The sequence below is a fragment of the Qipengyuania sp. GPGPB31 genome (genome assembly GCF_038396345.1).
GTDB classification, from domain to species: domain Bacteria; phylum Pseudomonadota; class Alphaproteobacteria; order Sphingomonadales; family Sphingomonadaceae; genus Qipengyuania; species Qipengyuania citrea.
Genome location: NZ_CP149572.1, coordinates 1,032,190 through 1,058,910, shown reverse-complemented (window position 1 = coordinate 1,058,910; position 26,721 = coordinate 1,032,190). Strand labels below are relative to the sequence as shown.

Here is a 26,721-nt window from a genome sequence, read left to right as displayed (position 1 = left end):
TTGTGTCGGTTCGGGAACGGCGAGACATGGCGCCGGGTCCACAACCTGTGATGAACGGGACGCCGAACTGGGAATAACGCGACAGACCGTGCAATATCTCGCGATAAAGCGTTAGGTTTGGAGCCGTGCGCGCGCCTCGCCGCGCAGTTCATCGCTCAAACGGGGGAGCGCAGCCAGTTGTTCGCATTCCTCGCGCGTGGGCTTGTGCGCCGGATCGTAGAACTTGGCGAACACATGCGCGACGTTCCACACCGCATGTCCGATTTCGACACGTTCGAGCGTATCGCCGGCCTGCGCCGCGCCTTCTTCGATCACCCGGTAATACCAGCCGCAATTGTGCTGCTTGACGATGCGCGCGACCATGCCCTTGCGGCCGAAATGATGTTCGATTTTCCAGCACGGTTTGCGCGGCTGGCTCACTTCCAGCAGCGCGCTGCCCAGCCGGAAACGGTCGCCGATATGGACCGCGTCCTCGGTCAGACCCTCCGCAACGATGTTCTCGCCAAATGCCGCGGGGCGCGAAAGCACGTCGTGTCCGCCCAGCCACGCGTCCCATTCGGCATAGTGGTCGCGCGGGTAATGGTGCACCGCCATATCCGGCCCGCCATGATGTTCGGTATCGGCCACCATGTCCCCTGCGAGGCCGAAACTGCGGATCGCGACGGTTCCTGCCAGGGGACGCTTGTCGATCGCGCTCATCTCGGCGCCGTTAAAGGGCTGGGGCTGTCCGGCACACAGCGCGTTGACATCGATTTTCATGCAGGCTCCTTGCGCAGGGTAAAGGCCGCCCAGTCGCGCTGGACGCCGTCGGCACCCTTGCCGCGATAGCAAACCGTGTCGACGATCGCGAACCCCGCCATGCGATAGGCGCTCTCGAGCCATGGCTCGCCGGGCAAATTGGTCAGCCGCCCCAGCGGATCGCGGCCTTCGCCCGTTCCGAGCTTGTAATTGGCAAAATGCCAGCCACCGGGACGGAGCGCATCATGGATGGCGGCCAGCACCGCGGGCAGGTCCGTGCGCGCGACATGCAACAGGCAGGCATGCGCCCAGACCGCGTCATAGGCATCCACCGCATCGAGCTCGTCGAAGCGCATCACCCGCGCACCCACGGCGAAGCGTTCATTGGCCTTGCGCACCATTGCGGGCGTGCCATCGGTCGCATCGAGATCGAAGCCGCGCTCGGCGATCCGGGCGGAATCCCGTCCTGCGCCGCAACCCAGTTCGAGCACGCGCGCTCCGGGATCGAGCCGGTCGAGAAAGCCATCCAGGTGGTGGCTGGGCGCCTGGCCGAAGCTGAAAGTGTAATACGCCGCGTTCGCCTGGTAATAGGCGATCGTCGCGGCGTCGGCGCTCATCCCGCGGCGACCTCTGCCGCAGCGGCTTCGCGATCGCGCTGGGCGCGGCTCTTCTTTTCCGCCGCGGTCTTGAGCTGGCCGCAGGCGGCATCGATGTCGCGCCCGCGCGGGGTGCGCACCGGTGCGCTGATGCCGTGGTCGAAGACGATTTCCGAGAAGCGCTTCACCCGCTCGGGCGTCGAGCATTCATAGGGCGCGCCGGGCCACGGGTTGAACGGGATCAGATTGACCTTCGCGGGCAGCTTGTAATGCTTGATCAGCCGGACAAGCTCATGCGCATCCTCGTCGGAATCGTTCTTGTCGCGCAGCATGACGTATTCGAAGGTGATCCGCCGGGCGTTGCTTGCGCCGGGATAGGCGGCGCAGGCCTCGAGCAGTTCCTCGATACCGTATTTGCGGTTGATCGGCACGATCTCGTCGCGCACTTCCTTGGTCACCGCATGGAGCGAGACCGCGAGGTTCACGCCGATCTCTTCGCCGCAGCGCTGCATTGCGGGGACGACCCCGCTGGTCGACAGCGTGATCCGGCGCTTCGACAGCGCCAGCCCGGCGCCGTCCATCACCAGCTTGAGCGCGCCTTTCACATTGTCGAAATTGTAGAGGGGCTCGCCCATTCCCATCATCACGATGTTGGTCAGCAGGCGGCCATCCGACCGGTATTCGCTGCTGTCCTCCTCGGTATCGAGACCCGCCATCGACCCCTTGGGCCATTCGCCCAGAGCGTCGCGGGCAAGCAGCACCTGACCGACGATTTCGCCCGGCGTCAGGTTGCGCACCAGCTTCATCGTACCGGTGTGGCAGAAGGTGCAATTGAGCGTGCAGCCCACTTGGCTGGATACGCACAGCGTGCCGCGGTCCGCATCGGGAATGAAGACCATCTCGAATTCATGGCCGTCGGGGGTCTTGAGCAACCACTTGCGCGTACCGTCGGACGAATGCTGCGCTTCGACCACCTCGGGGCGGCCGATGTAGAAGCGCTCGGCAAGCCACGGCCGCATCGTCTTGGCGATATCGGTCATCGCCTCGAAGTCGGTCACGCCGCGATGATAGAGCCAGTGGAACACCTGCTTGGCACGCAGCTTGGCTTGCTTGGCATCGAGCCCGGCCTCGGCAAACAGCGCGGTGATCTGGTCCTTCGGCAAGCCGATCAGATCGACGCGGCCGTCGGGGCGGGGCGTGATTTCACGCGCAACGGGAACCGGGTCAACCTGCCCGGGAATGCTCATGAGTGTCGTATCGGCCATGGGAGCGGCGCATATAGGGACAATCGGCGCGAAAGCAAAGCACAGCGCGAGGCACTGCGCTTTCGCTGCCGACGATCACACAGGCGAGGGGAGAGCGCGCGGAGCAAGCGGCTCATTCCGTTCATCGCGCATCAATCACAGCTGATCGCGCAACATGTGTTCAAAATGCCACAACTTCGTGTTGTGTGAGGTTAATGAAACTCTTTCGGCTTTCGCGCCGTTTTCCCGGTCCACGCAGCGCAAAAGCTGCGGGTCAATCAAACGGAGTTCGCACATGAACAAGATTTCCACTCTGCTCGTTGCTGGTTCGCTGGTCGCCTTCTCGGCACCTGCAATGGCTCAGGACACCGGCAGCTTCGATGGCTTCCGTATCCAGGGCGTCGCCGGTTATGACGCACTGAAGGCAGGCAGCAGCGTCGATGACGACGCCAATGCGGACAACGATCAGTCGATCGACGGCCTCGTATACGGCGTCCAGGTCGGTTACGATTACGATCTCGGCAATGCGGTCATCGGCCTCGAGGCCGAACTGACCGATTCCACCGCCAAGACCGAATTCGTGAACGGCGATTTCGAAGGCTTCGGCTTCGGCCAGGTCGAAGCGGGCCGTGACCTGTTCCTCGGCGCGCGCGCCGGTGCAAAGGTCGGACCGGACCTGCTGCTCTACGCCAAGGGCGGTTACACCAACGCCAAGCTCAACATCCTCGCGAATGACGGCACGACCGAATATAACGAGGACTTCGATCTCGACGGCTGGCGTGCCGGTGCGGGGCTCGAATATGCGATCAACCCGCGCACCTTCATGAATGTCGAATATCGCTATTCGAACTACAGCGAAGGCGAAGTCGATTTTGACGGCGACCTGGCCGACAGCGACCGTTTCGACGTCGATCTCGACCGTCACCAGATCATGGCCGGTCTCGGCGTTCGCTTCTAAGCGCGCCCGACCGATCTGATCGAGGGCCGGGGAGCGCGTCATGCGCTTCCCGGCCTTTTCGTATCAGCGGCGCGCGCAGGCGAGCGTGGCGGCATCCATCGCAGTGGCCGCCCCGGCCAGCGAGTAGGTGTTCGAGAATCGCCGTCCGCGCGTATCGGTGGCGCGGATTACCATCCGGTCTGCAGAGCGCATGGCCGCAACGATCGCCGCATCCATCGTGCGGTCCCTTGCCCAGGCATCGCCGCCGCCGCCGGTCAGTTCGAAACGCTTGCCGCCGATCGACACGGTGATCGAGGAATCGCGCCGCAGTTTGCGAGAAAGCCGGAAATGGACCTGCCCGCGAAGGCCGCGCCGCGGCCAGGTGCCGATGGTGGCGAAGGGTTCGAAATCGCGTTGCAGCCTGCTGGCCGCGGGCATGGCGATGGCATAGCAGCGCGGCACGGCGGCATCGCGGAACGCGCCCCAGTCGGAAAATACGCCCAGGCTGTCCTTCGCGGACAGGGGCGTCGTCAGCGCCAGCCCCGCGATCATGGCGAACAGGACGGCGCGAAGCCGCAACGGCTTCGAAGAAGGGCAGGTCTGGAACAGCGTTCGGCGCATGGTTAGCGCCAGCCTTATGGCGCTGCGCGTGATCAAGCTAGGCCCCGGCATGTTCGCGGGCTAGCGGATAGGAAATCGCCACGATCTCCCATTCCTTCACCCCACCGGGCAGCCGGACACTGCGCAGATCTCCGATCGCTGCACCCTTGAGCGCGCGCGCGAGCGGGGACGACCAGCCGATCCGGCCCGTGCCGGCATCCTGTTCGTCGTCGCCCACCAGCGTCACGATGCGTTCCACGTCATCTTCGTCGGCCAGCGTAATCGTGGCGCCGAAAAAGGCGCGCGAGGTGTCCGGCTGGTCGGCGGGATCGATAACGCGAGCGGCCTTGAGCCGCCGCGCGAGATGCGCCAGTTCGCGATCGATTTCGCGCATACGCTTGCGGCCGTAGAGGTAATCGCCGTTTTCGCTGCGATCGCCATTGCCTGCCGCCCAGCTGACGATCTCCACGATTTCGGGTCGCTCGGTGCCAAGCAAATGGTCGTAGCGCGCCTTCATCGCGGCATAGCCGGCGGGCGTGACGGGATTGGATTTAGGCGTCATGGAGCATGCGCCCCTAGCGCAAATCAGCCTGGCAGGTAATTGCGAATATCACGTTCGTAACCCGCCGACTTGTCAGGATGCATATTGGCATAGCTGACTGCGTTCCCGATGACGCGCATGACGTAATAGCGCGTTTCGAAATTGGACGGGATCTGTTCGATCCAAGTCGCCCAGTCGACTGCGCCCGTGCGCGGATCGCCGTTGAGCCGGAGCCATTCGTTCACCCGTCCGGGGCCGGCGTTGTAGGCGGCAATGGCCAGCGGATAGGCCCCGCCATAGCGGTCCATCAACCGGGCGAAATGGGCATCGCCCAGCCGGATATTGTAGCTGGGGCTCTCGGTCAGATTGGCCGACATGTAGCGCACGCCGATCTTCCCGGCTTCTTCGCGGGCCGTGCCGGGCATCAGCTGCATCATGCCGCGCGCACCGGCATGGCTTACGCGGTTGCGGTCGAACTCGCTTTCCTGGCGCGCGATCGCGTGGACCATCGTCCAATTGGCGCCTGCATGCGTTTCGACCGTCGGATAACCGATGCATTCGAACCCTTCGAGACCGTGTTCGCCGGCGACCAGACCCGCGACGACCGCCATTTCGTTCAGTCCGGTATCGCGAGCGAGTTGCCCGACCAGCGCCATCTGCTCAGGCGTGTCGGCCTTGTCCGCGATCGCCTCGAAGAAAGCACGTTCGGTCCGCCAGTCGCGGCGATTGCGCGCGATCGCCCGTAGCGCACCGGTAAGCGGATCGGCTTCGAACGCGGCGCGCTTGGCGCTGTCGGCTGCCGGAACCGTAGCAAAGCCGGGCATCGGCTGCCCGAGCTCGCTCAGCGCCAGCTGGCCGTAATACCAATCGGGATAGTCGGCAGCCATGGCCCAGTACCGCTGCGCGCCTTCGGTATCGCCCGCGCGCGCTGCGGCGCGGCCCGCCCAGTAGAAACCCTTCGAGCGGGTCAGCGGAGTCTTCGCGGCGGTGCCATAGCGATAGAACAGCGGTGCGGCCTGCGCGCCGTCACCCAGCGACCAGAGCGCCTTGGTGCCGCCCAGCCACATCAGGTCGGTATATTTGTCGCGCAGCGTGAAGGAGCCGTCCGAAATATCGGTGCCCGGCGCAAACACATCGTCGACCTTCGATGCGATGCTGACCGCCTGCGTCGCGCCTGCGCTCTTGGCGACCGCGAGCGCTTCGCTGATGAACTGCGTCCCGTCGAAAGCGGGGGTGGTGAAGGCGGCGCGGCTGGCAAGCAGGTTGACCGCCTCATAGGGCTGGCCGGAGTTGCGGTAGTAGCGCGTCAGATTGTAGACATAGCCGGCATCGCGCATCGCATCGGCGGGAAGGCGCAAACCTGCCTGCTGCGGCGTGCTGCCCTGCAGCAGCGCCAGCCGCGCCTGCGCCGTGTCGCGATAGGCGGGGGATACCCGCATAACATGACGCGAGGCAGCCTCGTAATTGCCCTGCCACAGCAGCGCATCCATCCGGGCGTCGTGATCCTCCGGCGCGAAACGGCTGCCGAACAGGCCCTGCATGTAAAGCTCGGCAGGGCCGCTCATGGTGCCGCTGCGCCAGGCTTCGCGTGCCACTTCGAGCGCTTCGGGCCGATCAAGCGAGGCCAGCGCGAGCGCGTAGCGCGCGCGGCCGCTGTTGGTAAGCGGCGAATGACGGTCGAAGAAACCGACGAGGTCCTGCGGGGAGGGCGCTTCCTCGTCGAGTGCTGCCTCGGCGCGGCGCTGAAGCAGTTCCTGCTTGGGGAAATCGGGGTAGGAGGTGATGAACCCGGCATAGGAGGCAAAGGGCAGGTCGTCGCGCGCGGTGAGATATTCCCACTGGCCAACCGCCTGGTCCATCTGACCCGGCTGCTGCGCGACGAGGCTGCTGCGACCGGCCTCCTGCGCCTGCGCGGTGGCGGGGAATGCCAGTGCGGTACCGGCCATCAGTGCGATCGAGTAAATAGTTTTTCGTCCCATGCTGGACATAGTGCCCGGCCCCTCCTTATCAGGCGCTGAATGAATTGTGGCGCACATGCGCCGAAAATCGCCTTGTTTCATACCCCTAACGCAGGACCACCGTAAATGTTCTCAGGCTCGATTCCGGCTCTGGCGACTCCTTTTCGCGACGGATCGTTCGATGAAGCCGCTTTTCGCAAGCTGGTCGATTGGCAGATAGACAACGGCAGCAAGGCGCTGGTTCCCTGCGGCACCACTGGTGAGACCTCGACGCTGTCGAATGCGGAACATCACCGCGTGGTCGAAGTGTGCATCGAACAGGCCGCCGGGCGCGTGCCGGTCATCGCCGGTTGCGGATCGAACGACACGCGCAACGCGTTGATGCACATGCAGTTTTCCAAGAAGGCCGGGGCTGCCGCGGGCCTGTGCGTCGCCCCCTATTACAACCGGCCCAGCCAGGCCGGCCTGATTGCCCATTTCAGCTATCTGGCGGAAAACAGCGATCTGCCGATCGTGCTCTACAACGTGCCCAGCCGGACGGTGACCGACATTGAGGATGAGACCGTGGTCGAACTCGTCCGCATGCACCCCGACCGGATCGTGGCGATCAAGGACGCCAGCGGCGACCTTTCGCGGGTGGCCGACCACCGCATGGGGCTGGACAGCGAGTTCTGCCAATTGTCGGGCAATGACGAATTGTGGCTGCCGCATTCGGCCGCGGGCGGTGCGGGCTGCATTTCGGTGACCGCGAATGTCGCCCCCGCGCTGTGCGCCGAGTTTCACGAGGCCATCGCCGCCAACGAACTGGCGAGAGCGCGCGAGCTCAACGACCGCCTGTTCCCGCTGCATTACGCAATGTTTTCAGACGCCAGCCCGGCGCCGGTCAAATATGCGCTCAGCCGCGTGCACGACTGGTTCTCGCCCGATGTCCGCCTGCCGCTGTGCAATGCGAGCGAGGCGAGCCGCAAGGCGGTGGACGAGGCGCTGGAAATCGCCGGGCTGGTCTAGAAGACTTCGTCCTCGTCGAGCATGGGTGCGGCGGGGAAGGGCGGATCGCTGACGGCGAGCGCCTCGACGATGCTGTCGGCATGGTCGCCTGCATGGTCGAGCGCGTCGACCGCGGCGACGTGAAACAGCGCATCGCCCTGGTTGACGATCGGCAGCGTCGCATGGCCGATGATGACCCCGTCGCTGGGGCTCACGAGGTCTTCCTGATCCTCGCCGAACAGCCCGCCGACGCGCGCCAGCAGGTCGCCCGTGCGCACGATGTCTCCCGATTTGCGGACGCGGTGCGAAACTCCGCCGCGCGGCGCGCGTACCCAGCTCGACCGGCTGGATCGTACGGGCACGTGCACTTCGGCCAGCCCGTCGTCGGCATCGATCATCCCGATATGTGCCAATACGCGGAGCACGCCCGCGACGCCGGTCTCGATCGAGAAGCGGTCGAAGCGCAGCGCCTCGCCCGCTTCGAGCAGCAGCATCTGCACCTCGCGGTCTCCAGCGAGCGCGCGCATCGAACCGGGCCGTAGCGGGCTCTCGATGATGATCGGCGCGCCGAAGGCCATCGCCAGCTCGGACAGGTAGGGGCTGCCCGATGCGATGCGGATCTGGGGCAGGTTGTAACGGTGGACTGCAGCCGAATGGATATCGATCCCCAGCGCGCAGCGGTCGATCACATGGGTAAGGAAGCTATGCGCCAGCTGCGAGGCGAGGCTGCCGCGCTCTGCCCCCGGGAAGCTGCGGTTGAGATCGCGGCGATCGGGCAGGTACCGGCTGTGCGCGACGAAGCCGTAGATATTGACCGCAGGGGCTAAGATGATTGTCCCCGCAAGCATGTCGGGGGCAAGCCGCGTAAGCAGGCGCTGGATGATCGCCGTGCCGACGATCTCGTCGCCATGCACTGCCCCGCTGACGAAGACGCAGGGGCCGGGCCGCGAACCATGCATGACGCGCAGCGCCAGCGCCGCATCCAGCCCGGTGACCTGCTGGCTGACGGGAATGGCGACCGTCGCGCAGGTGCCCGGCATGATCGTCTTGTCGTGAAGGCGGAAGGCTTCGCCGGTATCGTCGCTGCTCATGCGCGCCCCCCGCCATGCAAAACCGGCGCAAGGCAAGAGAATTCCGCGTGCGGCGGTTTGGATTTGGGCACCGTTGCAAGCAAAAATCGCGCCGGAAAGTACCGAGATCAGCGAGCAATGCGTCGGCAGAGAGAGATGGCGCCCCGCCTGCCGACGCATATTGCTTTTGCCAGCTGCGCTGGACCCGTCAGTCGGCCGGGTTGTGCCGTTCGACGAAGCCCACGGCCGCTTCGAGCATCTGCAGCCGGGTGCTCGACAGCGACAGCCAGTGATCTTCGCCTTCCAGCCGGACGAGCTCGTAAGACTTGCCTGCGTCCTTCAGCGCATCCGCCATTTTGTCCGAGTGGCTGAAGGGTACGACCGTATCGTCTTCGCCGTGGATCAGCATGATCGGAGCATCGGCACGGTCGGCAAACCGGCGCGGGGATACTTCGTCCCAGCGATCGCGCGGGCCGAGCTGGTCGAGCAGCCGTTTCTTCGTAATCCGGTTCTGTGCCGTGCGCGTGTCTTCGTTGTACATCGCGGCAATATCGCTGACCGGGGCGACGGCAACAGCGCATTCATACAGGCCCTGCTGAAGCGTGACACCTGCAAGCGCGGCATAGCCGCCATAGCTTGCCCCGACGATGCAAGCGCGATCACGATCGACAATGCCTTTGTCCGCCAGCATGGCGAGGCCATCCGATATGTCGGTCTGCATTTTCCGGCCCCATTCGCCGTAGCCGGCCAGTTTGAAAGCGTCGTCGCGGTTGGTCGATCCGCGAAAGTTGGGCTGGAACACGGCGTAACCCCGCGACGCAAACGCCTGCGCCCACCAATCGAAAGCTTCGGAATCGGAGCTATGCGGGCCACCGTGGGGGAGCACTACCACCGGGAGGTTCGTTGCCTCACGGCCCGGCGGGAGCGTGAGGATACCGTCCATTTCAAGCCCGTCCGAAGCCGTATATTCGACGGTCGATACCGCACCGACTTCATTGGGGCCGAGCTCCTTGCGTTCGTAGGCGATGGCGTCGGCTTTGCCGGATGTCAGGTCCACCACGAACCAGGTGCCACTGTCCTTGTTGCCACTGGTCCTGACGAGGACCTTCTTGAAGTCCGGCGACCAGTCGACCATCCGCATGTCGAAATCGGCAAAGGCGTTGCGAATGCCAGTCGCCGCAGACTGGAATGCGGGATCGCGGAAGACGGGCCCCTTCTTCTGGTCGAGATAGCCGATCAGATTGCCGGTCCGCTCGTCCCAATACAGGCGGTCGACGCGTTCATCCGGCAAGAACGGCGTGGCCACACCGCCTGCCAATGGGACTTCGTACCACTGGGTGATGTTGTCTTCGTCACGCTCCGAATAGATGACCGTTGTGCCGTCATATCCGAGGCCGACGAGGCCGACGCGGCCATTGCGCTCATTGCCGCTGGCAATCACATCACCTTGCGGACCAGCAAGTCTCCAGTCGCCGTCATCGGCACTGACATCCATCATCGCAGCGACTTCGCCGCGCGCGTCCAGCAACCAGTCGCGCGAGACGCCCTCGCGCGCGGCAGTGGCAACGCGTGTGGGTTGGTTCTCCCTGGTGTCGACGCCATAGAGGTAACGGCGGCCGTGCTTCCAGATCATGTTGGTGCTGGCAACACCGCCTGCCTTCTCCAACTCGATCGCGCCGAAATAGGCCATCCACCGATTGTCGATGAAGCGTGTGCCATAGCTACCCCAAACCGCATCCACCAAATCGCGCGAGCTGCCGAAGACTGTTTCGATCTCGCCCTTATATGTGACCGGGATCAGGCGGGCGACGTTGAATTCAGCCATGTTGGTGGTGAAGCCCCGGAGATCTTCGGTCTGGCCGGTGACGAGCAGGATCTGGTCGTCGCCGACCCAATCGAAATACCGCACCTTGGCGTCGCCGACCGTCAGGCGGCTGATCAGCTTCATGTTCGAATCGAGGAAGAACAGTTGCCGGGTTCCCTCATGCGTCAGCAGAATTGCGATATTCGTTCCGCTGGGCGAGATCGAGGCGTCTTCGACGTCCGGAAGCGCGCCGAAAGCCGCCAGCGGGACCTGTTCCTGCGCGGCTACACTCGGTGCGGAAAATGCGAGAGAAAACGCGGCGAATGCCGCCGCGAAATGCGGAAATACTTTCATACGACCCCCTGAAAACGTTCGATAATCCTGCCGAAGTGCCCAGCGCGTTTCAAGGGGCAACCTTCAAGGGCTTGGCGTTTCTCCCGCCAGCACCTACATGCGCCCACCCTATGGCACGCCCCAAACCCGCCACTTTCGACAAGCAGAAGACCGTCGCCGACAACCGGCGCGTGCGGTTCGACTATTTCGTCGAGGAAACCTTCGAGGCCGGGCTCGCGCTGCAGGGGACCGAGGTCAAGGCGCTGCGGGCGGGCGAGGCGAGCATCAAGGAAAGCTATGCCGAGGTCCGCGACGGGCAGGTGTGGCTGGTGAATGCCAATATTCCCGAATATTCGCACGGCAACCGACTGAATCACGAGCCGCGCCGGCCGCGCAAGCTGCTGCTCAATGCGCGTGAGATCGAGAAGCTGTTCGGCGCGGTCGAGCGCAAGGGCATGACGCTGGTCCCGCTGTCGGTCTATTTCAACTCGACGGGCCGGGCCAAGGTCGAACTGGCCCTGGCCAAGGGCAAGCAGGCGCATGACAAGCGCCAGACGATAAAGGATCGCGACTGGAAGCGCGACAAGGCACGGTTGATGCGCGATCGTGGATGAGCGGGCCGGCGGGCCCTTTTATTGCGCGCTTGCGTTAACCACATCGACAGTGATGCCGCATTCGTCGCAAGCCCCTTCCGCCGCGCCCTTGCAACCGCCAATGAGGCGGCGCATGGCAAGGGCGTGGCAATGAGCAAGCGTAGATCGAAAACGGCACTCGCGGACTGGCTCCGCCTGCGCATGCCGACGCGCGAGCAAATGGCGCGCAACAAGTACCTCCAGCCGATCGCGCACCGGTTCCTGACGCCCGAACTGTGGCGCTTTACGCGCCGCAGCGTGCCGCGCGGCGTTGCGCTGGGCGTGTTCGCCAGTTTCATCATTCCGGTCGGACAGATCTTCCTGGCCGCGTTCATGGCGCTGCCTGCGCGTGCCAACGTACCGCTGTCCACGCTGGTGACCTTCATCACCAATCCCTTCACCTTCCCGTTCTGGGCAGTGGTTGCAAACAAGCTGGGCGCGTTCCTGCTCAAGGTCGATCTGGCAGCCACCGGCGGCGCGGCGCAGGAAGAAATCACCAGCGGGCGCTGGGCCTGGTTCATCCAACTGTTCGCCGATGTCGGGGTCACCGTGCTCGTGACGATCTTCGGCTTCATCGTCCTGGCACTGGTCGGGGCGGCGCTCGGCTATCTGGTTAGCAGCGTGGTATGGCGCTTCGTCGTCGCGCACCGGCGCAAGCGCAGGCTGCGCGCGATGGTACGGCGCACAGCGGAGGAACTGCGCGAATGATCGCCAAGGACGAGCATCCGGTATCGACCCTGCCGCCTGTGCCGCTCATGCTCGGCGTGGCGGCGGCCGCGGCCGTATCGGTGGCCCTGGTGTGGCTGAGCACGCCGGAATCGGCCGTCGCGCTCGCCTATGGCGGGGCGCTGGTCACGGTGCTGCTGATGTTGCTGGTCATCGCCCGGCTCAAGAGCCCGCCGGCCGAAGCGCAGATTGCGCAGACCGATTGGTCGATCACCAGCGCGGCAATGGAAAACCGCCGCCGCGCCATTGCAATCATCGACCGCGCCAACCGGTTGGTCTGCGCCAATTCGTCATATGAGGTGTGGTTCGAGAGCACCGCGGCGCCATACGATCTGGCGTTCGAACCGGACACGCAGGAGGCGGTAATCGCGGGAACGCGCAATGCCTGGCGCGACGGATCAGCCCGGGTCGAGGATATTCGCCTGACTGGGTCGGACGCCAGCTACGAGCTCCAACTCGAGCGCATCGGCCGCGGCGAGGCCTATCTGCTGTGGCGTTTCTCCGAAATGCACCAGGAACGCACTTACGATGGCCTTTCCGAACAATTGTCGGGTGCGTTCGGCGAATTGATGTCGCGTGCGGGGATCGAATCCGCGCTGGTCGCGCCGAATGGTATCGTTCTGACAACGACCCCCGGACTGGCCGAACGCGCGACCGGCAGCCGCGACAATTCGCTCGCGGGGCTCGAATTCGTGCAATTGCTGCGCTCGGACGATCGCGACCGCATCTTCTTCGCGCGCGAGGGACAGCAGGGCTCGCCGCAGACGCTGATCCATATCCCGCTCGATACGCCTACCAGTCCGCGATTGAGCGATGCCGACGAAGCGCCCTCGTTGATGCTCCTGATCGACAGTTCGGTGGGTATCGGCGGGGGAACGGACAGCAATGGAAAGGCGGCGATCCCGCAGCTCGAAGCCCTGCTTTCGGCGCTGTCGCTCGGTCTCGCGCTAACCGATCGCGACGGGCGGTTCCTGTTCGCCAACAAGGCTTTCCTGCGCGCGGTCGAACGCGTCGATCGGGGGCTGCCGCAATTCCCCTCCGACCTTGTGGTGGGGGAGGACAAGGCGGCGATGGCCGATACGGTGCGCCGCTTCGCCAAGGGCGCGACCGCCAGCGGCGACATGGCGGTGCGGCTGGCCAACGACAAGGAAGAACCCGTGTCGATGGGCCTCGCCGGGGTGCGTGGTCTCGGCGATGCGGCAGTTCTGCTGTCGATCTCCGATTCCTCGGAAGAAAAGCGCCTGCGCCGGCAGGTGGCTCAGGCCACCAAGATGCAGGCCGTGGGCCAGCTTGCCGGCGGCGTCGCGCACGATTTCAACAATGTGCTGACCGCCATCATCGGCTATTGCGACCTGATGCTGCTGCGCCATACGCCGGGCGACAGCGATTACGACGACATCCAGCAGATCAAGGCCAATTCCAACCGTGCGGCCAGCCTGACGCGGCAATTGCTCGCCTTCAGCCGCCAGCAGACCCTGCGCCCGGTGGTGTTGCAGCTGCCCGACGTGGTGAGCGAGGTCAGCCAGCTGCTCAAGCGGCTGATGGGCGAGAAGATCGAGTTTTCGGTCCGTCACGACCGCGAACTGGGTTCGGTCCGGGCCGACCCGCAGCAGCTCGAACAGGTCATCATCAACTTGGCGGTGAACGCGCGCGATGCGATGCAGGCCAATGCGCTCAAGCGCGGCAAGCAGGACTGGAAGGGGCGGCTCACTCTCGCCACGCGGCGCGTATCCGCGCGCGACGTACGCAAGATGGGCATCGATATCATGCCCGCCGACGACTACACCGTGCTGATCGTCCAGGATACCGGCGGCGGCATACCCGAAAGCCATCTCAACAAGATCTTCGAACCCTTCTTCACCACCAAGGAGCAGGGCAAGGGCACCGGGCTGGGCCTTTCGACAGTCTACGGGATCGTCAAGCAGTCGAACGGGTTCATCTTCGCCGATAATGTGCAGGGTCCCGACGGCACCCCGATCGGCGCGCGTTTCACCATGTACCTGCCGGTGCACAAGGGCGAGCTGCCCGCGAACATGCGCAGCGAGGAAATCGAGGAACCCAAGGCGACCGAATGGTCCGCCGGCGGCAAGCTGCTGCTGGTCGAGGACGAGGACATGGTCCGCGCGGTGGCCGAACGTGCGCTGGTGCGCGCGGGCTATACCGTGACGACCGCGGCCGACGGCGAGGAGGGGCTGGCGGCAGTAGCCAATGGCGATACCGAGTTCGATATGATCGTGTCCGACGTGGTGATGCCGACGATGGACGGGCCGGCCATGGCGCGCGCAATCCGCAAGGTTAAGCCCGACATCCCGATCCTGTTCATGTCGGGCTATGCCGAAGAACAGCTGCGCAATGACATCGATATCGCGAACATGCATTTCATCCCGAAGCCGTTCAGCGTGCAGCAGATCAATGCGAAGGTTTCCGAAGTGCTCAGCGAACAGCGCGGATAGGGCTGGCGGAATTAATTTCGTTCCCTACTTGTTCTTTTAGAACAAAGCCGATACATACTGCGCCAGTTGAAGAGTCGGTAGCCGGCTCTGGCCAAGCGCAGGAGGTAGTGTCATGGCGGCAAGTCTGAAGCTCGTAGAGGACAAGAAAGTGAACGCAGACCGCCAGAAGGCATTGGACGCCGCGCTCGCACAGATCGACCGCGCATTCGGCAAGGGTTCGGCAATGAAGCTGGGCCAGAAGGAAGCCATGCAGGTGGAATCGATTTCCACCGGCTCGCTCGGGCTCGATATCGCGCTGGGCGTGGGCGGTCTGCCCAAGGGCCGGGTGATCGAGGTCTATGGTCCGGAAAGCTCGGGCAAGACCACGCTGGCGCTGCATGTCATCGCCGAAGCGCAGAAGGCGGGCGGCACGGCCGCTTTCGTCGACGCCGAACACGCGCTCGACCCGGTCTATGCCAAGAAGCTGGGCGTCGACATCGAAGAACTGATCGTTTCGCAGCCCGACACGGGCGAACAGGCGCTCGAGATTACCGATACGCTGGTCCGCTCCAACGCGATCGACGTGCTGGTGGTGGACTCGGTCGCTGCGCTGGTCCCCCGCGCCGAGATCGAAGGCGAGATGGGTGACAGCCATGTCGGGCTGCAGGCCCGCCTGATGAGCCAGTCGCTGCGCAAGCTGACCGGTTCGATCAACCGCTCCAAGTGTATGGTGATCTTCATCAACCAGCTGCGCATGAAGATCGGCGTGATGTACGGTAACCCCGAAACCACCACCGGCGGCAATGCGCTCAAGTTCTACGCCTCGGTCCGCCTCGACATCCGGCGCACCGGCCAGATCAAGGACCGCGACGAAGTGATCGGCAACGCCACTCGTGTGAAAGTGGTCAAGAACAAGGTCGCTCCGCCGTTCAAACAGGTCGAATTCGACATCATGTATGGCGAAGGGATCTCGAAGATCGGTGAGATTCTCGACCTCGGCGTCAAGGCGGGCGTGGTCGAGAAATCGGGCAGCTGGTTCAGCTACGACAGCGTCCGCATCGGCCAGGGGCGCGAGAACGCCAAGAAGTTCCTTACCGAAAACACCGAAATGTGTGCCAAGTTGGAAGCCGCAATTCGCGGCCGCACCGACGAGGTCGCCGAAGAGATGATGACCGGTCCGGACGCGGACGAGGACTGAAGTCTCTTCAAGCGGGAGCGCGTCGGCCTTCATCCCCTGGCCGGCGTCCCAGCCGGACTGTCCCCCGGCGCTCCCGACAGAACGGAAAGCCGGTGCGCGCCGCTCGATGGCCGCACCGGCTTTTCCGCTTTTCGGCTGGCGACAGGTGCGCGGCAGCGCCCTAGGGTGCGCGCAGATCGCCGAATAGGGGAGCTGTCATGTCGATTACCGTCCATCACCTCAACAACAGCCGCTCGCAGCGGATACTCTGGCTGCTGGAAGAGCTGGGCGCGGATTACGACATTGTGTCCTACCAGCGCGATTCCGAAACCAATCTCGCGCCCCCCGAACTCAAGCAGGCGCATCCGCTCGGCAAATCGCCGCTCATCGAGGATGGCGGCACCTGCGTTGCCGAAAGCGGCGCGATCATCCAGTATCTGTGCGAACGCCATGGCGGCGCGGACTGGCTTCCCGCACATGATAGCGAGGAGCATGTCCGGCATCTCGAATGGATGCAGTTCGGCGAAAGCAGTTTCTTCGTGCCCGTGATGCTGAAGATCTACGCGGGACGCCTCGGTGATGCCGCTGCCCCGCTGATGCCGCGCGTGGAAGAACAACTCGCCGCGCATGTCGCCTATGCCGAAGAGCACATTTCGGATGATCTGCATTTCTGCGGCGAGGGCTGGTCGGCATCGGATGTGATGATGAGCTTTCCTGCAGAAATAGCGGTTATGCAGGGCTATGCGGAGAAGGCGCCCAAGCTGGCACGCTTCGTCGAGGCGGTTCATGCGCGGCCCGCATGGCAGCGCGCGCGCGAACGCGGCGGGCCCTATTTCATCTGGTGATGTGCGGGACCACGGAGGCTTGCAATCGCCTGGGCATCCCCACAGAAGGCGGGCATGACCGCGGCTCGCGGCAGGAATAGCAGACGGGACACTGGATGAAGATCGCCGTTTTCGGCCTTGGCTATGTCGGCCTTTCCAACGCGATCATGCTCGCGCAGCACAATACCGTGGTTGGCTGCGACGTCTCGCCCGAACGCGTCGCCATGCTGACCGAGCGCCGCTCGCCGATCCAGGATGAGCTGGTCGAGCAATATTTACGGCGCAACGATCTCGATCTCGCGTTCACCACCGATGCCGCGCAAGCCATTGCCGGGGCGGAATTCGCGATTGTTGCGGTGCCGACCAATTACGACGTCGACACCAATTTCTTCGACACCTCCGCGGTGGACATGGTCATCGAACAGGTTCTGACGGCCAACAGCGACGCGGTGATCGTCGTCAAATCGACCGTTCCGGTGGGATATGTCTCCGAAGCGCGGGCGCGGCACGCCAGCGACCGGATCATTTTCAGTCCCGAGTTCCTGCGTGAAGGCAAGGCGCTGTACGACAATCTCCATCCTTCGCGCATTATCGTCGGCGAACGATCCGAGCGCGCGCAGCAGTTCGCCGATCTGCTGCTGCAGCCCGCGCTGGAAGATGATGTTCCGGTGCTGCTTACCAATGCCGAGGAAGCCGAGGCGATCAAGCTGTTCGCCAACACCTATCTCGCCATGCGCGTCGCCTTCTTCAACGAACTCGACAGCTATGCGCTGTCGCGCGGGCTCGATACCCGGCAGATCATCGAGGGTGTCGGTCTCGATCCGCGCATTGGCGGGCATTACAACAACCCGTCCTTCGGCTATGGCGGCTATTGCCTACCCAAGGATACCAAGCAGCTGCTGGCAAATTATTCGGAAGTCCCGCAGAACCTGATCCGTGCGATCGTCGATGCCAACCGGACCCGCAAGGATTACCTCGCCGACCAGATCGTGGCGCGAAGCCCCCGGACCGTCGGCATTTACCGCCTCGTCATGAAGGCGGGGTCGGACAATTTCCGCCAGTCGTCGATCCAGGGCATCATGAAACGGGTCAAGGCCAAGGGCATCGAGGTAATCGTCTACGAACCGGTGATGGACGAAGACAGCTTCTTCGGCAGCCGCGTCGAGCGCGACCTGGAACGGTTCAAGGCCGATGCGGATGTCATCGTTGCCAACCGGCTCGACGAGGCTATCGATGATGTGCGTGACAAGGTTTTCACGCGCGACCTGTTCGGGGCCGATTGATGGGCGAGAGCCGGACTGCGCTGGTCACCGGTTCGGCGGGTTTCATCGGTTATTTCATCGGCAAGCGACTGCTCGCCGACGGTTTCCGCGTTGTCGGCATCGACTCACTGTCCGATTACTACGATCCGAACCTGAAACGGCGACGCCAGGCGGAACTGCTTCAGAACGCCGGCTTTTCTGCGACGAATGAGCCGATCGAAACGCCAGGCCTCCTGGCCGATCTCTTTGCCGAACATCGACCCGACGTGGTCGTCCATCTCGCAGCCCAGGCGGGTGTGCGCTATTCAATCGACAATCCGCGCAGCTATCTCGAAAGCAATCTGGTCGGTACCTTCGAACTGCTCGAGGCGGCCCGCGCGCATCCGCCGCAGCACATGCTGCTCGCCTCGACCTCGTCGGCCTATGGCGCCAATACCGAGATGCCCTATCGCGAGACGATGAAGGCCGATCACCAGATGTCCTTCTATGCCGCGACAAAGAAGGCGAGCGAGGCCATGGCGCATTCCTACGCGCATCTCTTCGGCCTGCCGGTGACCATGTTCCGCTTTTTCACCGTCTACGGGCCGTGGGGCCGGCCCGACATGGCGCTGTTCAAGTTCACCCGCGCGATGCTCGCGGGCGAGAAGATCGACGTGTACAATCACGGCGAAATGATGCGCGACTTCACCTATGTGGAGGATCTCGTCGAAGCGGTCCGGCGGCTGATCGACACTCCGCCCGTACGGCCCACTACGGCCGAGGACATCGCCGAAGGCGACAGCCTGTCGCCGGTCGCGCCGTGGCGGGTGGTCAACATCGGCAATTCGCAGCCGGTCCAGCTCGGCGACATGATCGCCGCGATAGAAGACGCGCTGGGTACCAAGGCCAAGCGCAACTTCATGCCCATGCAACCCGGCGACGTCCCCGCGACCTGGGCCGATGCCGAGCTGCTGCGATCGCTCACCGGCTACGTTCCCGGCACCGATATCCGCGAGGGCGTGAGGCGCTTCGTCGCGTGGTATCGCGATTACTACCAGATCTGAGGTGCAATGACCGATCAATCCGAATGGACCGGCAAGGTCGGCAGTGTCTGGGCCGAGGAATGGCAGCGCACCGATCGCAGTTTCGGACCGCTGACCCAAAAGCTGCTCGCGGTCGCGCGCAGTGGACCGTTCGCACAGGCACTCGATATCGGTTGCGGCGCAGGCGAGATCAGCCTGGCACTCGCTGCTGGCGCGCCATCCTCGCATGTACTCGGCGTCGATATCAGCCACGATCTGCTGCAGGTCGCACGGGTGCGGGGCAAGGATCGGCCCAATCTTCGCTTCGAATTGGCCAATGCCGCCAACTGGCATGCGGGCGCGGCTGAAAGGCCCGACCTGGTCGTCTCGCGCCACGGGGTGATGTTCTTTGCCGATCCCACCGCGGCCTTCACGCACATTGCCGGTCAGGTGGCCCCCGGGGCGCGGCTCGCCTTTTCCTGCTTCCGCGAACGCGCCGACAATATCTGGGCGCGCGAACTGGCATCGATCGCGCCGCCGGGCGAAGAACCGGCGCCCGACCCCGAAGCCCCCGGGCCGTTCGCATTCGGGCGGGGTGAACGGACCGAGACCCTGCTCGCGCAGTCCGGGTGGACCGATATCGCGTTCGAAGCGGTGGATTACGGCATGGTCGCCGGCGAGGGCGCAGAGGCGGTCGCCGATGCGCTGTCCTATTTCCAGCGCATCGGGCCGGTCGCCCGCGCGGCAGCGGCGCTGGAGGCTGCTCCGCGCGCGACAATGCTGGCGAAGCTGGAAGCACTGCTCGAAGCCCATCACCGCGATGGACAGGTGTCCTTGCCCGCGGCCTGCTGGATCGTGACTGCCCGCGCACCCGGTTGATCGTCTCTCCTGCACAGCCTGGCCGGGCATTCGCGCTTGTCGCCCGCGCGCCGATTGCCTAACTGCCCGGTCATGACTTCGACCAACGACATTCGCCGCAGTTTCCTCGACTATTTCGCACGCCATGAGCATGCCGAAGTCGCCAGTGCGCCGCTCGTCCCCTTCAGCGATCCCACGCTGATGTTCGTTAACGCCGGCATGGTGCCGTTCAAGAACTCGTTCACCGGGCTCGAAACCCCGCCCGCGCCGCGCGCCACCAGCGCGCAGAAATGCGTCCGCGCCGGGGGCAAGCATAACGATCTCGACAATGTCGGCTACACCGCGCGGCACCACACTTTCTTCGAGATGCTCGGCAATTTCAGCTTTGGCGACTATTTCAAGGAGCAGGCGATCCTGCATGCCTGGACGCTGCTGACCGAGGAATGGGGCCTCGACAAGGACCGGCTGCTGGTCACCGTCTACCATACCGATGACGAGGCCTTCGACCTGTGGAAGAAGCTGACCGGCTTCGCCGACGAGCGCATCATTCGTATCCCGACAAAGGACAATTTCTGGGCGATGGGCTCGGATGGTCCCTGCGGGCCGTGTTCGGAGATCTTCTACGATCACGGCGACCATATCTGGGGCGGCCCTCCGGGATCACCCGAGGAGGACGGCGACCGCTTTGTCGAGATCTGGAATCTCGTGTTCATGCAGTTCACGCAGGAAAACGACCAGATCGTCGGCGACCTGCCCAAGCCGAGCATCGACACGGGCATGGGGATCGAGCGCGTCGCCGCGGTGATGCAGGGGGTGCATGACAATTACGACACCGACACTTTCAGGAATTTGATCGCGGCGAGCGAGGGGCTGACCGGAGTGAAGGCCGAAGGCGACAGCACTGCCAGCCACCGGGTCATCGCCGACCATTTGCGTTCGACCAGCTTCCTGATGGCCGATGGCGTCCTGCCTTCGAACGAAGGCCGCGGCTATGTCCTGCGGCGGATCATGCGCCGCGCCATGCGCCACGCGCACCTGCTCGGCGCGAGCGAACCGCTGATGCACCGTCTCGTGCCCGCTCTCGTCACCGAGATGGGCCAGGCCTATCCCGAACTGCAACGCGGGCAGGCGCTGATCGAAGAGGTGCTCGAACGCGAGGAAACGCAGTTCCGCCGCACGCTCGACAAGGGCCTCAAGCTGCTCGACGAGGCAACCGGCACGATGGGCGAGGGCGGGACGCTGGACGGTCAGACCGCGTTCAAGCTCTACGACACCTATGGCTTCCCCTACGATCTGACGGAAGATGCGCTGCGCAGCCGCGGCATCACCGTCGACAAGGACGGATTCGATGCGGCGATGGAGCAGCAGAAGGCGGCTGCCCGGGCGGCGTGGAAGGGTTCGGGCCAGTCGGCCAGCGAAGAGGTCTGGTTCGATATCGCCGATGCGCAGGGATCGACCGAGTTCACGGGCTACAATTCGACCACCGGCGAAGCCGAGGTCGTTGCGATCGTCAAGGACGGTGCGCAGGTCCAGTCGGCCGGGGCCGGCGATGAGGTGGTCGTTCTGACCAACCAGACGCCGTTCTATGGCGAAAGCGGCGGCCAGACCGGGGATGCCGGGCGGATATGGACGCCCGAAGGTTTGGAATTCGCAGTCGAGACCACCAACAAGCCGCTGGGCCGGCTGCACACGCATGTCGGCAGGATTACCGGCGGTTCGGTCAAGGTCGGCGACGCGGTTCACCTGGAAGTCGATGCCGAACGGCGCGACCGGATCCGGGCGAACCATTCCGCGACGCACCTCGTCCATGCCGCACTCCGCAATCGCCTCGGCGATCATGTCACGCAGAAGGGTTCGCTGGTTTCCGAAGACCGCTTCCGCTTCGATTTCTCGCATCCCAAGCCGCTCGGCGATGACGATATCGCGGCGATCGAGGTCGAGGTGAACGAGGAAATCCGTGCCAACGAACAGGTCGGCACACGGCTTATGACACCCGACGATGCGGTGGCTGCGGGCGCGCTGGCGCTGTTCGGCGAGAAGTATGGCGACGAAGTGCGTGTCCTCTCGATGGGCCGCACGGTCGGCGAAGGGCGCAATTATTCGGTCGAGCTATGCGGCGGTACGCATGTGAAGGCGACCGGCGATATCGGCCTGTTCAAGATCGTTTCAGAAAGCGCGGTCAGTTCGGGTGTCCGGCGGATCGAGGCGCTGACCGGCGAAGCAGCGCGCAAATGGCTTGTCGCGCGCGACGAAGCGGTGCGGGTCATCGCGGGCGCGCTCAAGACTTCGCCCGAGGAGGCGCCGGCGCGCGTCACCGCACTGGTCGAGGAACGCAAACGGCTTGAGAAGGAACTTGCCGAAGCCAAGCGCGCGCTTGCACTCGGTGGCGGCGGCGCGAGCGAATCCGGCCCCGTCGACGAAGAAGTCGGGGGCGTCACATTTTCAGGTCAGGTGGTTGAAGGGCTTAATCCGAAGGACCTGCGCCCGCTGCTCGATGAGGCCAAGGGCCGGATCGGCTCGGGCATCGCCGCTATCTGTGCGGTTAATGATGGCAAGGGCGCCTTTGCAGTGGCCGTTACCGACGATCTGACCGAACGCTTCAGCGCAGTTGATCTGGTGCGTGCCGGAGTCGAGGCGCTGGGCGGGAAGGGCGGCGGCGGCCGCCCGGACATGGCCCAGGGGGCGGTCCGGACGGTGCCAAGGCCGACGAAGCGATCGCCGCGGTGCGCGGCAAACTCTCCGCCGGATAGGTTGCTTAGCTACGGTTGCGCGATTTGCGGCCGACTTCGGACTGGCTGCCGCGCGGGAGGTCCTGACCGCCCGTATCGGCGGGCTTGTCGGCATTGGCAGTCGGCGGTTCGACCGTGCTTACCGGATCCTGCACGTTCTGCGGCTTGAACTTCTCGCTGTTCGGCGTCGGCTTGGTGGGGTCGGGGTTGCTCATGTCTTTCTCCTTTGCCCCACCAACGCATGGGCCAGCCGGAAGTTCATGAATTCCGCAGGGCATCCGGATCGAGCGCGGCAAATACCTGCCTGACGTCGGATTGGGCCTTCGCAATGCGGGCCGATTCGCGCAGCGTCTCGCGCGACGCGGCTATTTCCGCCAGTTCAGCCTGGAGCGCTTCGAGCCGGAGGATCGTGTCCGGATCGGGCCCGCTGGCGAGCGCGCGACTTACCAGGAAGGCCAGATCGCTCACCGGGCGCATGGCGAGGAATGTCTCGATCATCGGCCCCAGCAATTCCCGGTCGTCGCGCCAGTCGCGCCCTTCGAACAGGGTCTGGACGACATGCTGCCCCGCGCCGAAGCATTCGAAGCGGAGGCAGCCAGCAAAGCCCTGTTCCGCGCGGTCCGCATAGATCGTACAGAGACCGTCATGACCAAGCTTGGGGCAGGGCTGGCCCGCTTCCTTGGCGGCGGCGAAACCAGGCATGTCCTCGGAAGGGTAGGCGATACAGCACAGCGCTGCGCAGCGTGTGCAATCCGAACGGGATTCCAGCCTTGTGGCCATCGGCTAAGCCTCGGTCGTACTGGTCCGCAGCTTGGGCTTGTAGGCCAGCGCGCCTTCCTGCTCGATCTGTCCGCGGAACTCGTCGCGCTTCTCGTGGATCGAGGCGATCACCGGGCCCATTGCGACGCCGATATCGACCAGCACGGCCTCGGACAGCTGCAGCGAGCTTTCGAGCGTTTCGGGTACCGCGTGGCTCGCGCCTGCGCGGTAGAGCTGGGCCGCATGCTGGACATCGCGCGCACGGCACACGATCAGCAGGTCGGGATGTTCGCGGCGCAGCTTGGCTACCAGGCGCTGCACGAGAACGGGTTCGTCCATCGTCAGCACCACCGCCAGCGCGTTCTCGATACCCAGCCGGTCCATCGAATCGCCGCGCGCGGCATCGCCGAAAGTTGCGCGGAAACCGCCGCGCTTGGCGCTTTCGATCAGGTCCGGGTCGGCATCGAGCGCGATATAGGGCTTGTCATGCGCGGTGAGCATCTGCGCGACGAGCAGGCCGACACGGCCCGCGCCGACGATGATCACGCGGGGTTCGTCGGCCGTATCCTCGGGCAGTTCGGGGACGGGTTCGACCCGTCGGGCTATGACCCGGCCGAGACGCGCAAGCAGCGGGGTGACGGTCAGGCCGATCGCGGTGACGATCTGCCAGAACTGCGCGGTGCCTGGCTGGATCAGCAGCGCCGAGCTGGCCGCTGCCAGAATGATCAGTGTCGTTTCGGACGGACTGGCCATGAGAATGCCGGTTTCCGCCGCCGTGCTGCGCCGCGCCCCCATCATGCGGAGCAACATCCCGGTGACCAGCGCCTTGAAAGGCAGGATCAGCAGCACCGCTGTCGCGATCAGGCCGAAATTCTCCCAGATCGTCTGGAGGTCGATGCTCATGCCCACGGTGATCAGGAAGATACCGAGCGCGAGGCCCTTGAACGGCTCCATGATCGTTTCGACTTCGGCGTGGTATTCGGTCTCGGCGATCAGCAGGCCCGCGATCAACGCGCCGACGATCGGCGACAGTCCGACCGCCGCGGTGGCCAGGCTCGCGCCGATCACCACCAGCAGCGACGCGGCAAGGAACAGTTCGGGGCTCTTGGTGCGCGCCGCCTGCCCGAACAGCCGGGGCAGGGCGAAGCGGCCGAGGATCATCATCGCGGCGATGACCAGCCCGCCCTGCCACAGCGTGGTGAGCATGCCTTCCCAGCCTTCGCCCGCGGCATTGGGGGCCATGGCGCCGAGGATGAAGATGATCGGCACGATCATGATGTCCTCGAACAGCAGCATCGACAGCGCTGCCCGGCCGACCGGTGAATGCGTGCCGGCAATCGGCAGCACGATGGCGGTGGACGAGAACGCCAGCGCGAAGCCCAGCGCCAGCGCGCCGGTCCAGAACTGCCCCATCATCGACAGGGCGATCGCCAGCGAGCTGCCGATCACCAGCAGCTCCATCGCGCCGAGCCCGAAGACAAGCTTGCGCATCTGCCACAGCCGGTTGAAACTCAGCTCGAGCCCGATCGTGAACAGCAGCAGGATGATGCCGAATTCGGCAAAGGGTTCCAGCGCCTCCGGATCGGATATCGTTATGTGATTGAGCCAGGGGTGCTCGAACACCAGCCGCCCGAGGCCATAGGGCCCCACGAGGATGCCGATCAGGATGAAACCGATGATCGGCGTCACGCGGAAGCGCGTGAACACCGGGATCACCAAGCCGGCCGCGCCGAGGATGACCAGCGCGTCGGATACTGCCGGACTTGCGAATTCAGCCGATGCCATGGGACCTTCCGTAACCGCGCCGTGTCAGGCTGTCACGAAGCGATCCGCGCTAACCCCCACCCGGATGCGCGGGGCCGAGTGGTTCGCGGCGCGGACGGGGCTTGCCCGGGTGCTTGCCGTCCTCGTCCCATTCGATCCGGTAGAGGTCGAAGCGGCGGTCGGCGAGATTGCGCACCGTCCCTTCGGCGCGTGCCCAGCTGAGATCGGCGAGATTGATGTCGCTGATCGTCAGCGTCTCGACATTCTCGCTCGCCTCGGCGGCGATTCCGTCGCGGGCAAAGGGGAAATCGCAGGGCGTCAGGATACAGCTCTGCGCATATTGGATATCCATGTTCGCGACATTGGGCAGGTTACCGACATTGCCGCTGAGCACGACGAAGCACTGGTTCTCGATCGCACGGGCCTGGCCGCAATAGCGCACGCGCAGGTAGCCCTGGCGGCTGTCGGTGCAGAAGGGCACGAAGATGATTCGCGCGCCTTCGTCCGCCAGGCGCCGCGACAGCTCGGGGAACTCGCTGTCATAGCAGATCTGCACCCCGATCGGACCGCAGTCGGTCTGGATCACCTCGACCTTGTCGCCGCCCTTGATGTTCCACCAATAGCGCTCGTTGGGGGTGGGGTGGATCTTTTCCTGAGCATGCACCGCACCATCGCGCAGGCAAACGTAGGCGACATTGTGGATGTCGCCATCCTCCATCCGCGTCGGATGCGAACCGGCAATGATGTTGATGTTGAACCGCATCGCCATCTCGGAGATGTCGTTACGCAGCCGCGGGGTGTACTCGGACAAGCGCTCGATTGCCTCGACGGGCGAGAGTTCCTTCTCCTCGAAGCTCAACAGCATAAGCGTGAAGAGCTCGGGAAAGACGATGAAGTCCGCCTCGTAATCGCTTGCGACATCGACGAAATATTGCACTGCACGCATGAACTCGTCGTAGTCGGCTACCTGGCGCGCCTGCAGCTGGCAGGTCGCGACGCGCACCGCCTCGACCCCGCGGGGCAGCCGCTGCTTCACCGGTTGGTCGCGCTCGACATAGGGGTTGCGCCAGACCATCAGCACCGCATTCGCCATCGAGGCCTTATCCTCGGGCAGGTAGCCTTGCATGATCCGCTCGGGTTCGAACCCGTTGGCCAGCTGGAAGCGCAGCACGGGGTCGTGCAGCCTGCCCTCGACGATCTTGTCGAGGTAATCCTGCGGGCCCTCGACCCGTCGGCGGAACCGGCGGTAATTGGGCATGCGGCCGGCAAAGACGATCCCGGTCAGGTCCTTTTCTTCGGCCAGCGCACGCCGCTCTTCGTAAAGCCGGCGCCCGATGCGCACACCGCGCACCTTGGGATCGACGCACATTTCGTAGCCGTAAAGCCAGTCGCCGGTCGGATCGTGGCGGCTGCCGTAACCATTGCCGGTGATCTCGTCCCAGTCATGCGGCTGGAAGGCGAGCGCTTCGGCCAACTGCATGGTCGCGCAATAGCCGACGACCTCGTCATCGAGCAGTGCGACGAAGCAGCCTTCGCGGAAATTGTTGATCTGGCCGCGGATCTCGCCGTGCGTATAGGCAGGCATGTCCTCGTACACCCGGCGCACGAGATGCGCGATGCCGGGAATGTCCTTGATCATCGCATTGCGCACTTCGAGCCGGCGCTGGCCGAACTTCTCGGGGCCCTTGCGTTTCACGGTGCGCTTCTTGTTTGCCGGTGCGGCCATGTCATCCCTGTCTTTTCTGGTGA

General features: G+C 64.2%; 22 protein-coding genes and 1 pseudogene. 11 read left to right on the top strand and 12 right to left on the bottom strand.

Going from position 1 to position 26,721, the window contains the following annotated elements:
* Positions 1-111 precede the first annotated feature (111 nt).
* From WKH79_RS05380 to rlmN, 3 genes are read right to left on the bottom strand one after another with little or no spacing between them, the layout of a single operon-like run.
* On the bottom strand, positions 112-759 hold the full coding sequence (locus WKH79_RS05380; protein WP_341859843.1) for an MOSC domain-containing protein: 648 nt from the start codon (positions 757-759) through the stop codon (positions 112-114).
* Complete coding sequence (locus tag WKH79_RS05375) at positions 756-1,355, bottom strand: methyltransferase domain-containing protein (protein WP_341859842.1); 600 nt, start codon at positions 1,353-1,355, stop codon at positions 756-758. The genes WKH79_RS05380 and WKH79_RS05375 overlap by 4 nt, the downstream gene beginning before the upstream one ends.
* Positions 1,352-2,599: a 23S rRNA (adenine(2503)-C(2))-methyltransferase RlmN gene (gene rlmN, locus WKH79_RS05370; protein WP_063505772.1), complete on the bottom strand. Its 1,248-nt coding sequence runs from the start codon at positions 2,597-2,599 to the stop codon at positions 1,352-1,354. Before rlmN ends, WKH79_RS05375 begins: the two co-directional genes overlap by 4 nt.
* 274 nt (positions 2,600-2,873) lie before the next feature.
* Between rlmN and WKH79_RS05365 the strand changes: the two genes are divergently transcribed.
* Entirely contained in the window at positions 2,874-3,536 is a 663-nt protein-coding gene (locus tag WKH79_RS05365; RefSeq protein WP_050601044.1) for an outer membrane beta-barrel protein, read from the top strand.
* 63 nt (positions 3,537-3,599) lie between these two features.
* Here WKH79_RS05365 and WKH79_RS05360 read toward each other — a convergent pair whose 3' ends face one another.
* The 3 genes from WKH79_RS05360 to WKH79_RS05350 are packed head-to-tail and all read right to left on the bottom strand — an operon-like array spanning position 3,600 to position 6,602.
* Positions 3,600-4,136: an invasion associated locus B family protein gene (locus WKH79_RS05360; RefSeq protein WP_307019481.1), complete on the bottom strand. Its 537-nt coding sequence runs from the start codon at positions 4,134-4,136 to the stop codon at positions 3,600-3,602.
* Between the two features lie 37 nt (positions 4,137-4,173).
* A complete protein-coding gene (locus WKH79_RS05355) occupies positions 4,174-4,677 on the bottom strand; it encodes a GreA/GreB family elongation factor (protein WP_160766645.1) in 504 nt (167 codons plus the stop codon).
* Between the two features lie 23 nt (positions 4,678-4,700).
* Complete coding sequence (locus WKH79_RS05350; RefSeq protein ID WP_341859841.1) at positions 4,701-6,602, bottom strand: lytic transglycosylase domain-containing protein; 1,902 nt, start codon at positions 6,600-6,602, stop codon at positions 4,701-4,703.
* Between the two features lie 138 nt (positions 6,603-6,740).
* Here WKH79_RS05350 and dapA point away from each other — a divergent pair, with 138 nt between their 5' ends.
* Positions 6,741-7,622 (top strand): 4-hydroxy-tetrahydrodipicolinate synthase, encoded by an 882-nt coding sequence (gene dapA, locus WKH79_RS05345; RefSeq protein ID WP_050601047.1) that lies wholly within the window; start codon positions 6,741-6,743, stop codon positions 7,620-7,622.
* On the opposite strand, the gene WKH79_RS05340 is transcribed toward dapA, so the two are convergent.
* Entirely contained in the window at positions 7,619-8,692 is a 1,074-nt protein-coding gene (locus tag WKH79_RS05340; protein WP_341859840.1) for a succinylglutamate desuccinylase/aspartoacylase family protein, read from the bottom strand. The two genes, dapA and WKH79_RS05340, sit on opposite strands and share 4 nt — an antisense overlap.
* Before the next feature lie 187 nt (positions 8,693-8,879).
* A complete protein-coding gene (locus tag WKH79_RS05335; protein ID WP_341859839.1) occupies positions 8,880-10,829 on the bottom strand; it encodes an alpha/beta fold hydrolase in 1,950 nt (649 codons plus the stop codon).
* Positions 10,830-10,939: 110 nt separating this feature from the next.
* On the opposite strand from WKH79_RS05335, the gene smpB reads away from it, so the two are divergent.
* The 9 genes and pseudogenes from smpB to alaS all read left to right on the top strand — a co-directional run bounded on the left by smpB (position 10,940) and on the right by alaS (position 22,470).
* Positions 10,940-11,422, top strand: coding sequence for an SsrA-binding protein SmpB (gene smpB, locus WKH79_RS05330; protein WP_050601050.1), 483 nt, complete (start codon positions 10,940-10,942; stop codon positions 11,420-11,422).
* Positions 11,423-11,551: 129 nt separating this feature from the next.
* On the top strand, positions 11,552-12,148 hold the full coding sequence (locus WKH79_RS05325; RefSeq protein WP_341859838.1) for a DUF2062 domain-containing protein: 597 nt from the start codon (positions 11,552-11,554) through the stop codon (positions 12,146-12,148).
* A complete protein-coding gene (locus WKH79_RS05320; RefSeq protein ID WP_341859837.1) occupies positions 12,145-14,619 on the top strand; it encodes a response regulator in 2,475 nt (824 codons plus the stop codon). Before WKH79_RS05325 ends, WKH79_RS05320 begins: the two co-directional genes overlap by 4 nt.
* Positions 14,620-14,731: 112 nt before the next feature.
* Complete coding sequence (gene recA, locus WKH79_RS05315) at positions 14,732-15,796, top strand: recombinase RecA (RefSeq protein ID WP_050601052.1); 1,065 nt, start codon at positions 14,732-14,734, stop codon at positions 15,794-15,796.
* 197 nt (positions 15,797-15,993) lie between these two features.
* Positions 15,994-16,620, top strand: coding sequence for a glutathione S-transferase (locus tag WKH79_RS05310; RefSeq protein ID WP_341859836.1), 627 nt, complete (start codon positions 15,994-15,996; stop codon positions 16,618-16,620).
* A gap of 95 nt (positions 16,621-16,715) precedes the next feature.
* Entirely contained in the window at positions 16,716-17,882 is a 1,167-nt protein-coding gene (locus tag WKH79_RS05305; RefSeq protein ID WP_341859835.1) for a nucleotide sugar dehydrogenase, read from the top strand.
* Positions 17,882-18,904 (top strand): NAD-dependent epimerase/dehydratase family protein, encoded by a 1,023-nt coding sequence (locus tag WKH79_RS05300; RefSeq protein WP_341859834.1) that lies wholly within the window; start codon positions 17,882-17,884, stop codon positions 18,902-18,904. Before WKH79_RS05305 ends, WKH79_RS05300 begins: the two co-directional genes overlap by 1 nt.
* A gap of 6 nt (positions 18,905-18,910) precedes the next feature.
* Complete coding sequence (locus WKH79_RS05295) at positions 18,911-19,741, top strand: class I SAM-dependent methyltransferase (protein WP_341859833.1); 831 nt, start codon at positions 18,911-18,913, stop codon at positions 19,739-19,741.
* A gap of 72 nt (positions 19,742-19,813) precedes the next feature.
* A pseudogene (gene alaS / locus WKH79_RS05290) lies at positions 19,814-22,470 on the top strand (alanine--tRNA ligase).
* A 5-nt stretch (positions 22,471-22,475) separates the two neighbouring features.
* Here the strand turns inward: alaS and WKH79_RS05285 are convergent.
* The 4 genes from WKH79_RS05285 to WKH79_RS05270 all read right to left on the bottom strand — a co-directional run bounded on the left by WKH79_RS05285 (position 22,476) and on the right by WKH79_RS05270 (position 26,698).
* On the bottom strand, positions 22,476-22,664 hold the full coding sequence (locus WKH79_RS05285; protein WP_050601058.1) for a hypothetical protein: 189 nt from the start codon (positions 22,662-22,664) through the stop codon (positions 22,476-22,478).
* Positions 22,665-22,707: 43 nt separating this feature from the next.
* Complete coding sequence (locus WKH79_RS05280; protein ID WP_341859832.1) at positions 22,708-23,151, bottom strand: hypothetical protein; 444 nt, start codon at positions 23,149-23,151, stop codon at positions 22,708-22,710.
* 81 nt (positions 23,152-23,232) lie between these two features.
* Entirely contained in the window at positions 23,233-24,993 is a 1,761-nt protein-coding gene (locus WKH79_RS05275; RefSeq protein ID WP_050601060.1) for a cation:proton antiporter, read from the bottom strand.
* Positions 24,994-25,042: 49 nt separating this feature from the next.
* Positions 25,043-26,698 (bottom strand): bifunctional GNAT family N-acetyltransferase/carbon-nitrogen hydrolase family protein, encoded by a 1,656-nt coding sequence (locus tag WKH79_RS05270; RefSeq protein WP_341859831.1) that lies wholly within the window; start codon positions 26,696-26,698, stop codon positions 25,043-25,045.
* Between the last annotated feature and the right edge of the window lie 23 nt (positions 26,699-26,721).

Excerpts from the sequence above, each read along its gene's own strand:
- WKH79_RS05380 (WP_341859843.1), bottom strand. The coding sequence starts at position 759 with ATGAAAATCGATGTCAACGCGCTGTGTGCCGGACAGCCCCAGCCCTTT.
- WKH79_RS05375 (WP_341859842.1), bottom strand. The coding sequence starts at position 1,355 with ATGAGCGCCGACGCCGCGACGATCGCCTATTACCAGGCGAACGCGGCG.
- rlmN (WP_063505772.1), bottom strand. The coding sequence starts at position 2,599 with ATGGCCGATACGACACTCATGAGCATTCCCGGGCAGGTTGACCCGGTT.
- WKH79_RS05365 (WP_050601044.1), top strand. The coding sequence starts at position 2,874 with ATGAACAAGATTTCCACTCTGCTCGTTGCTGGTTCGCTGGTCGCCTTC.
- WKH79_RS05360 (WP_307019481.1), bottom strand. The coding sequence starts at position 4,136 with ATGCGCCGAACGCTGTTCCAGACCTGCCCTTCTTCGAAGCCGTTGCGG.
- WKH79_RS05355 (WP_160766645.1), bottom strand. The coding sequence starts at position 4,677 with ATGACGCCTAAATCCAATCCCGTCACGCCCGCCGGCTATGCCGCGATG.
- WKH79_RS05350 (WP_341859841.1), bottom strand. The coding sequence starts at position 6,602 with ATGGCCGGTACCGCACTGGCATTCCCCGCCACCGCGCAGGCGCAGGAG.
- dapA (WP_050601047.1), top strand. The coding sequence starts at position 6,741 with ATGTTCTCAGGCTCGATTCCGGCTCTGGCGACTCCTTTTCGCGACGGA.
- WKH79_RS05340 (WP_341859840.1), bottom strand. The coding sequence starts at position 8,692 with ATGAGCAGCGACGATACCGGCGAAGCCTTCCGCCTTCACGACAAGACG.
- WKH79_RS05335 (WP_341859839.1), bottom strand. The coding sequence starts at position 10,829 with ATGAAAGTATTTCCGCATTTCGCGGCGGCATTCGCCGCGTTTTCTCTC.
- smpB (WP_050601050.1), top strand. The coding sequence starts at position 10,940 with ATGGCACGCCCCAAACCCGCCACTTTCGACAAGCAGAAGACCGTCGCC.
- WKH79_RS05325 (WP_341859838.1), top strand. The coding sequence starts at position 11,552 with ATGAGCAAGCGTAGATCGAAAACGGCACTCGCGGACTGGCTCCGCCTG.
- WKH79_RS05320 (WP_341859837.1), top strand. The coding sequence starts at position 12,145 with ATGATCGCCAAGGACGAGCATCCGGTATCGACCCTGCCGCCTGTGCCG.
- recA (WP_050601052.1), top strand. The coding sequence starts at position 14,732 with ATGGCGGCAAGTCTGAAGCTCGTAGAGGACAAGAAAGTGAACGCAGAC.
- WKH79_RS05310 (WP_341859836.1), top strand. The coding sequence starts at position 15,994 with ATGTCGATTACCGTCCATCACCTCAACAACAGCCGCTCGCAGCGGATA.
- WKH79_RS05305 (WP_341859835.1), top strand. The coding sequence starts at position 16,716 with ATGAAGATCGCCGTTTTCGGCCTTGGCTATGTCGGCCTTTCCAACGCG.
- WKH79_RS05300 (WP_341859834.1), top strand. The coding sequence starts at position 17,882 with ATGGGCGAGAGCCGGACTGCGCTGGTCACCGGTTCGGCGGGTTTCATC.
- WKH79_RS05295 (WP_341859833.1), top strand. The coding sequence starts at position 18,911 with ATGACCGATCAATCCGAATGGACCGGCAAGGTCGGCAGTGTCTGGGCC.
- WKH79_RS05285 (WP_050601058.1), bottom strand. The coding sequence starts at position 22,664 with ATGAGCAACCCCGACCCCACCAAGCCGACGCCGAACAGCGAGAAGTTC.
- WKH79_RS05280 (WP_341859832.1), bottom strand. The coding sequence starts at position 23,151 with ATGCCTGGTTTCGCCGCCGCCAAGGAAGCGGGCCAGCCCTGCCCCAAG.
- WKH79_RS05275 (WP_050601060.1), bottom strand. The coding sequence starts at position 24,993 with ATGGCATCGGCTGAATTCGCAAGTCCGGCAGTATCCGACGCGCTGGTC.
- WKH79_RS05270 (WP_341859831.1), bottom strand. The coding sequence starts at position 26,698 with ATGGCCGCACCGGCAAACAAGAAGCGCACCGTGAAACGCAAGGGCCCC.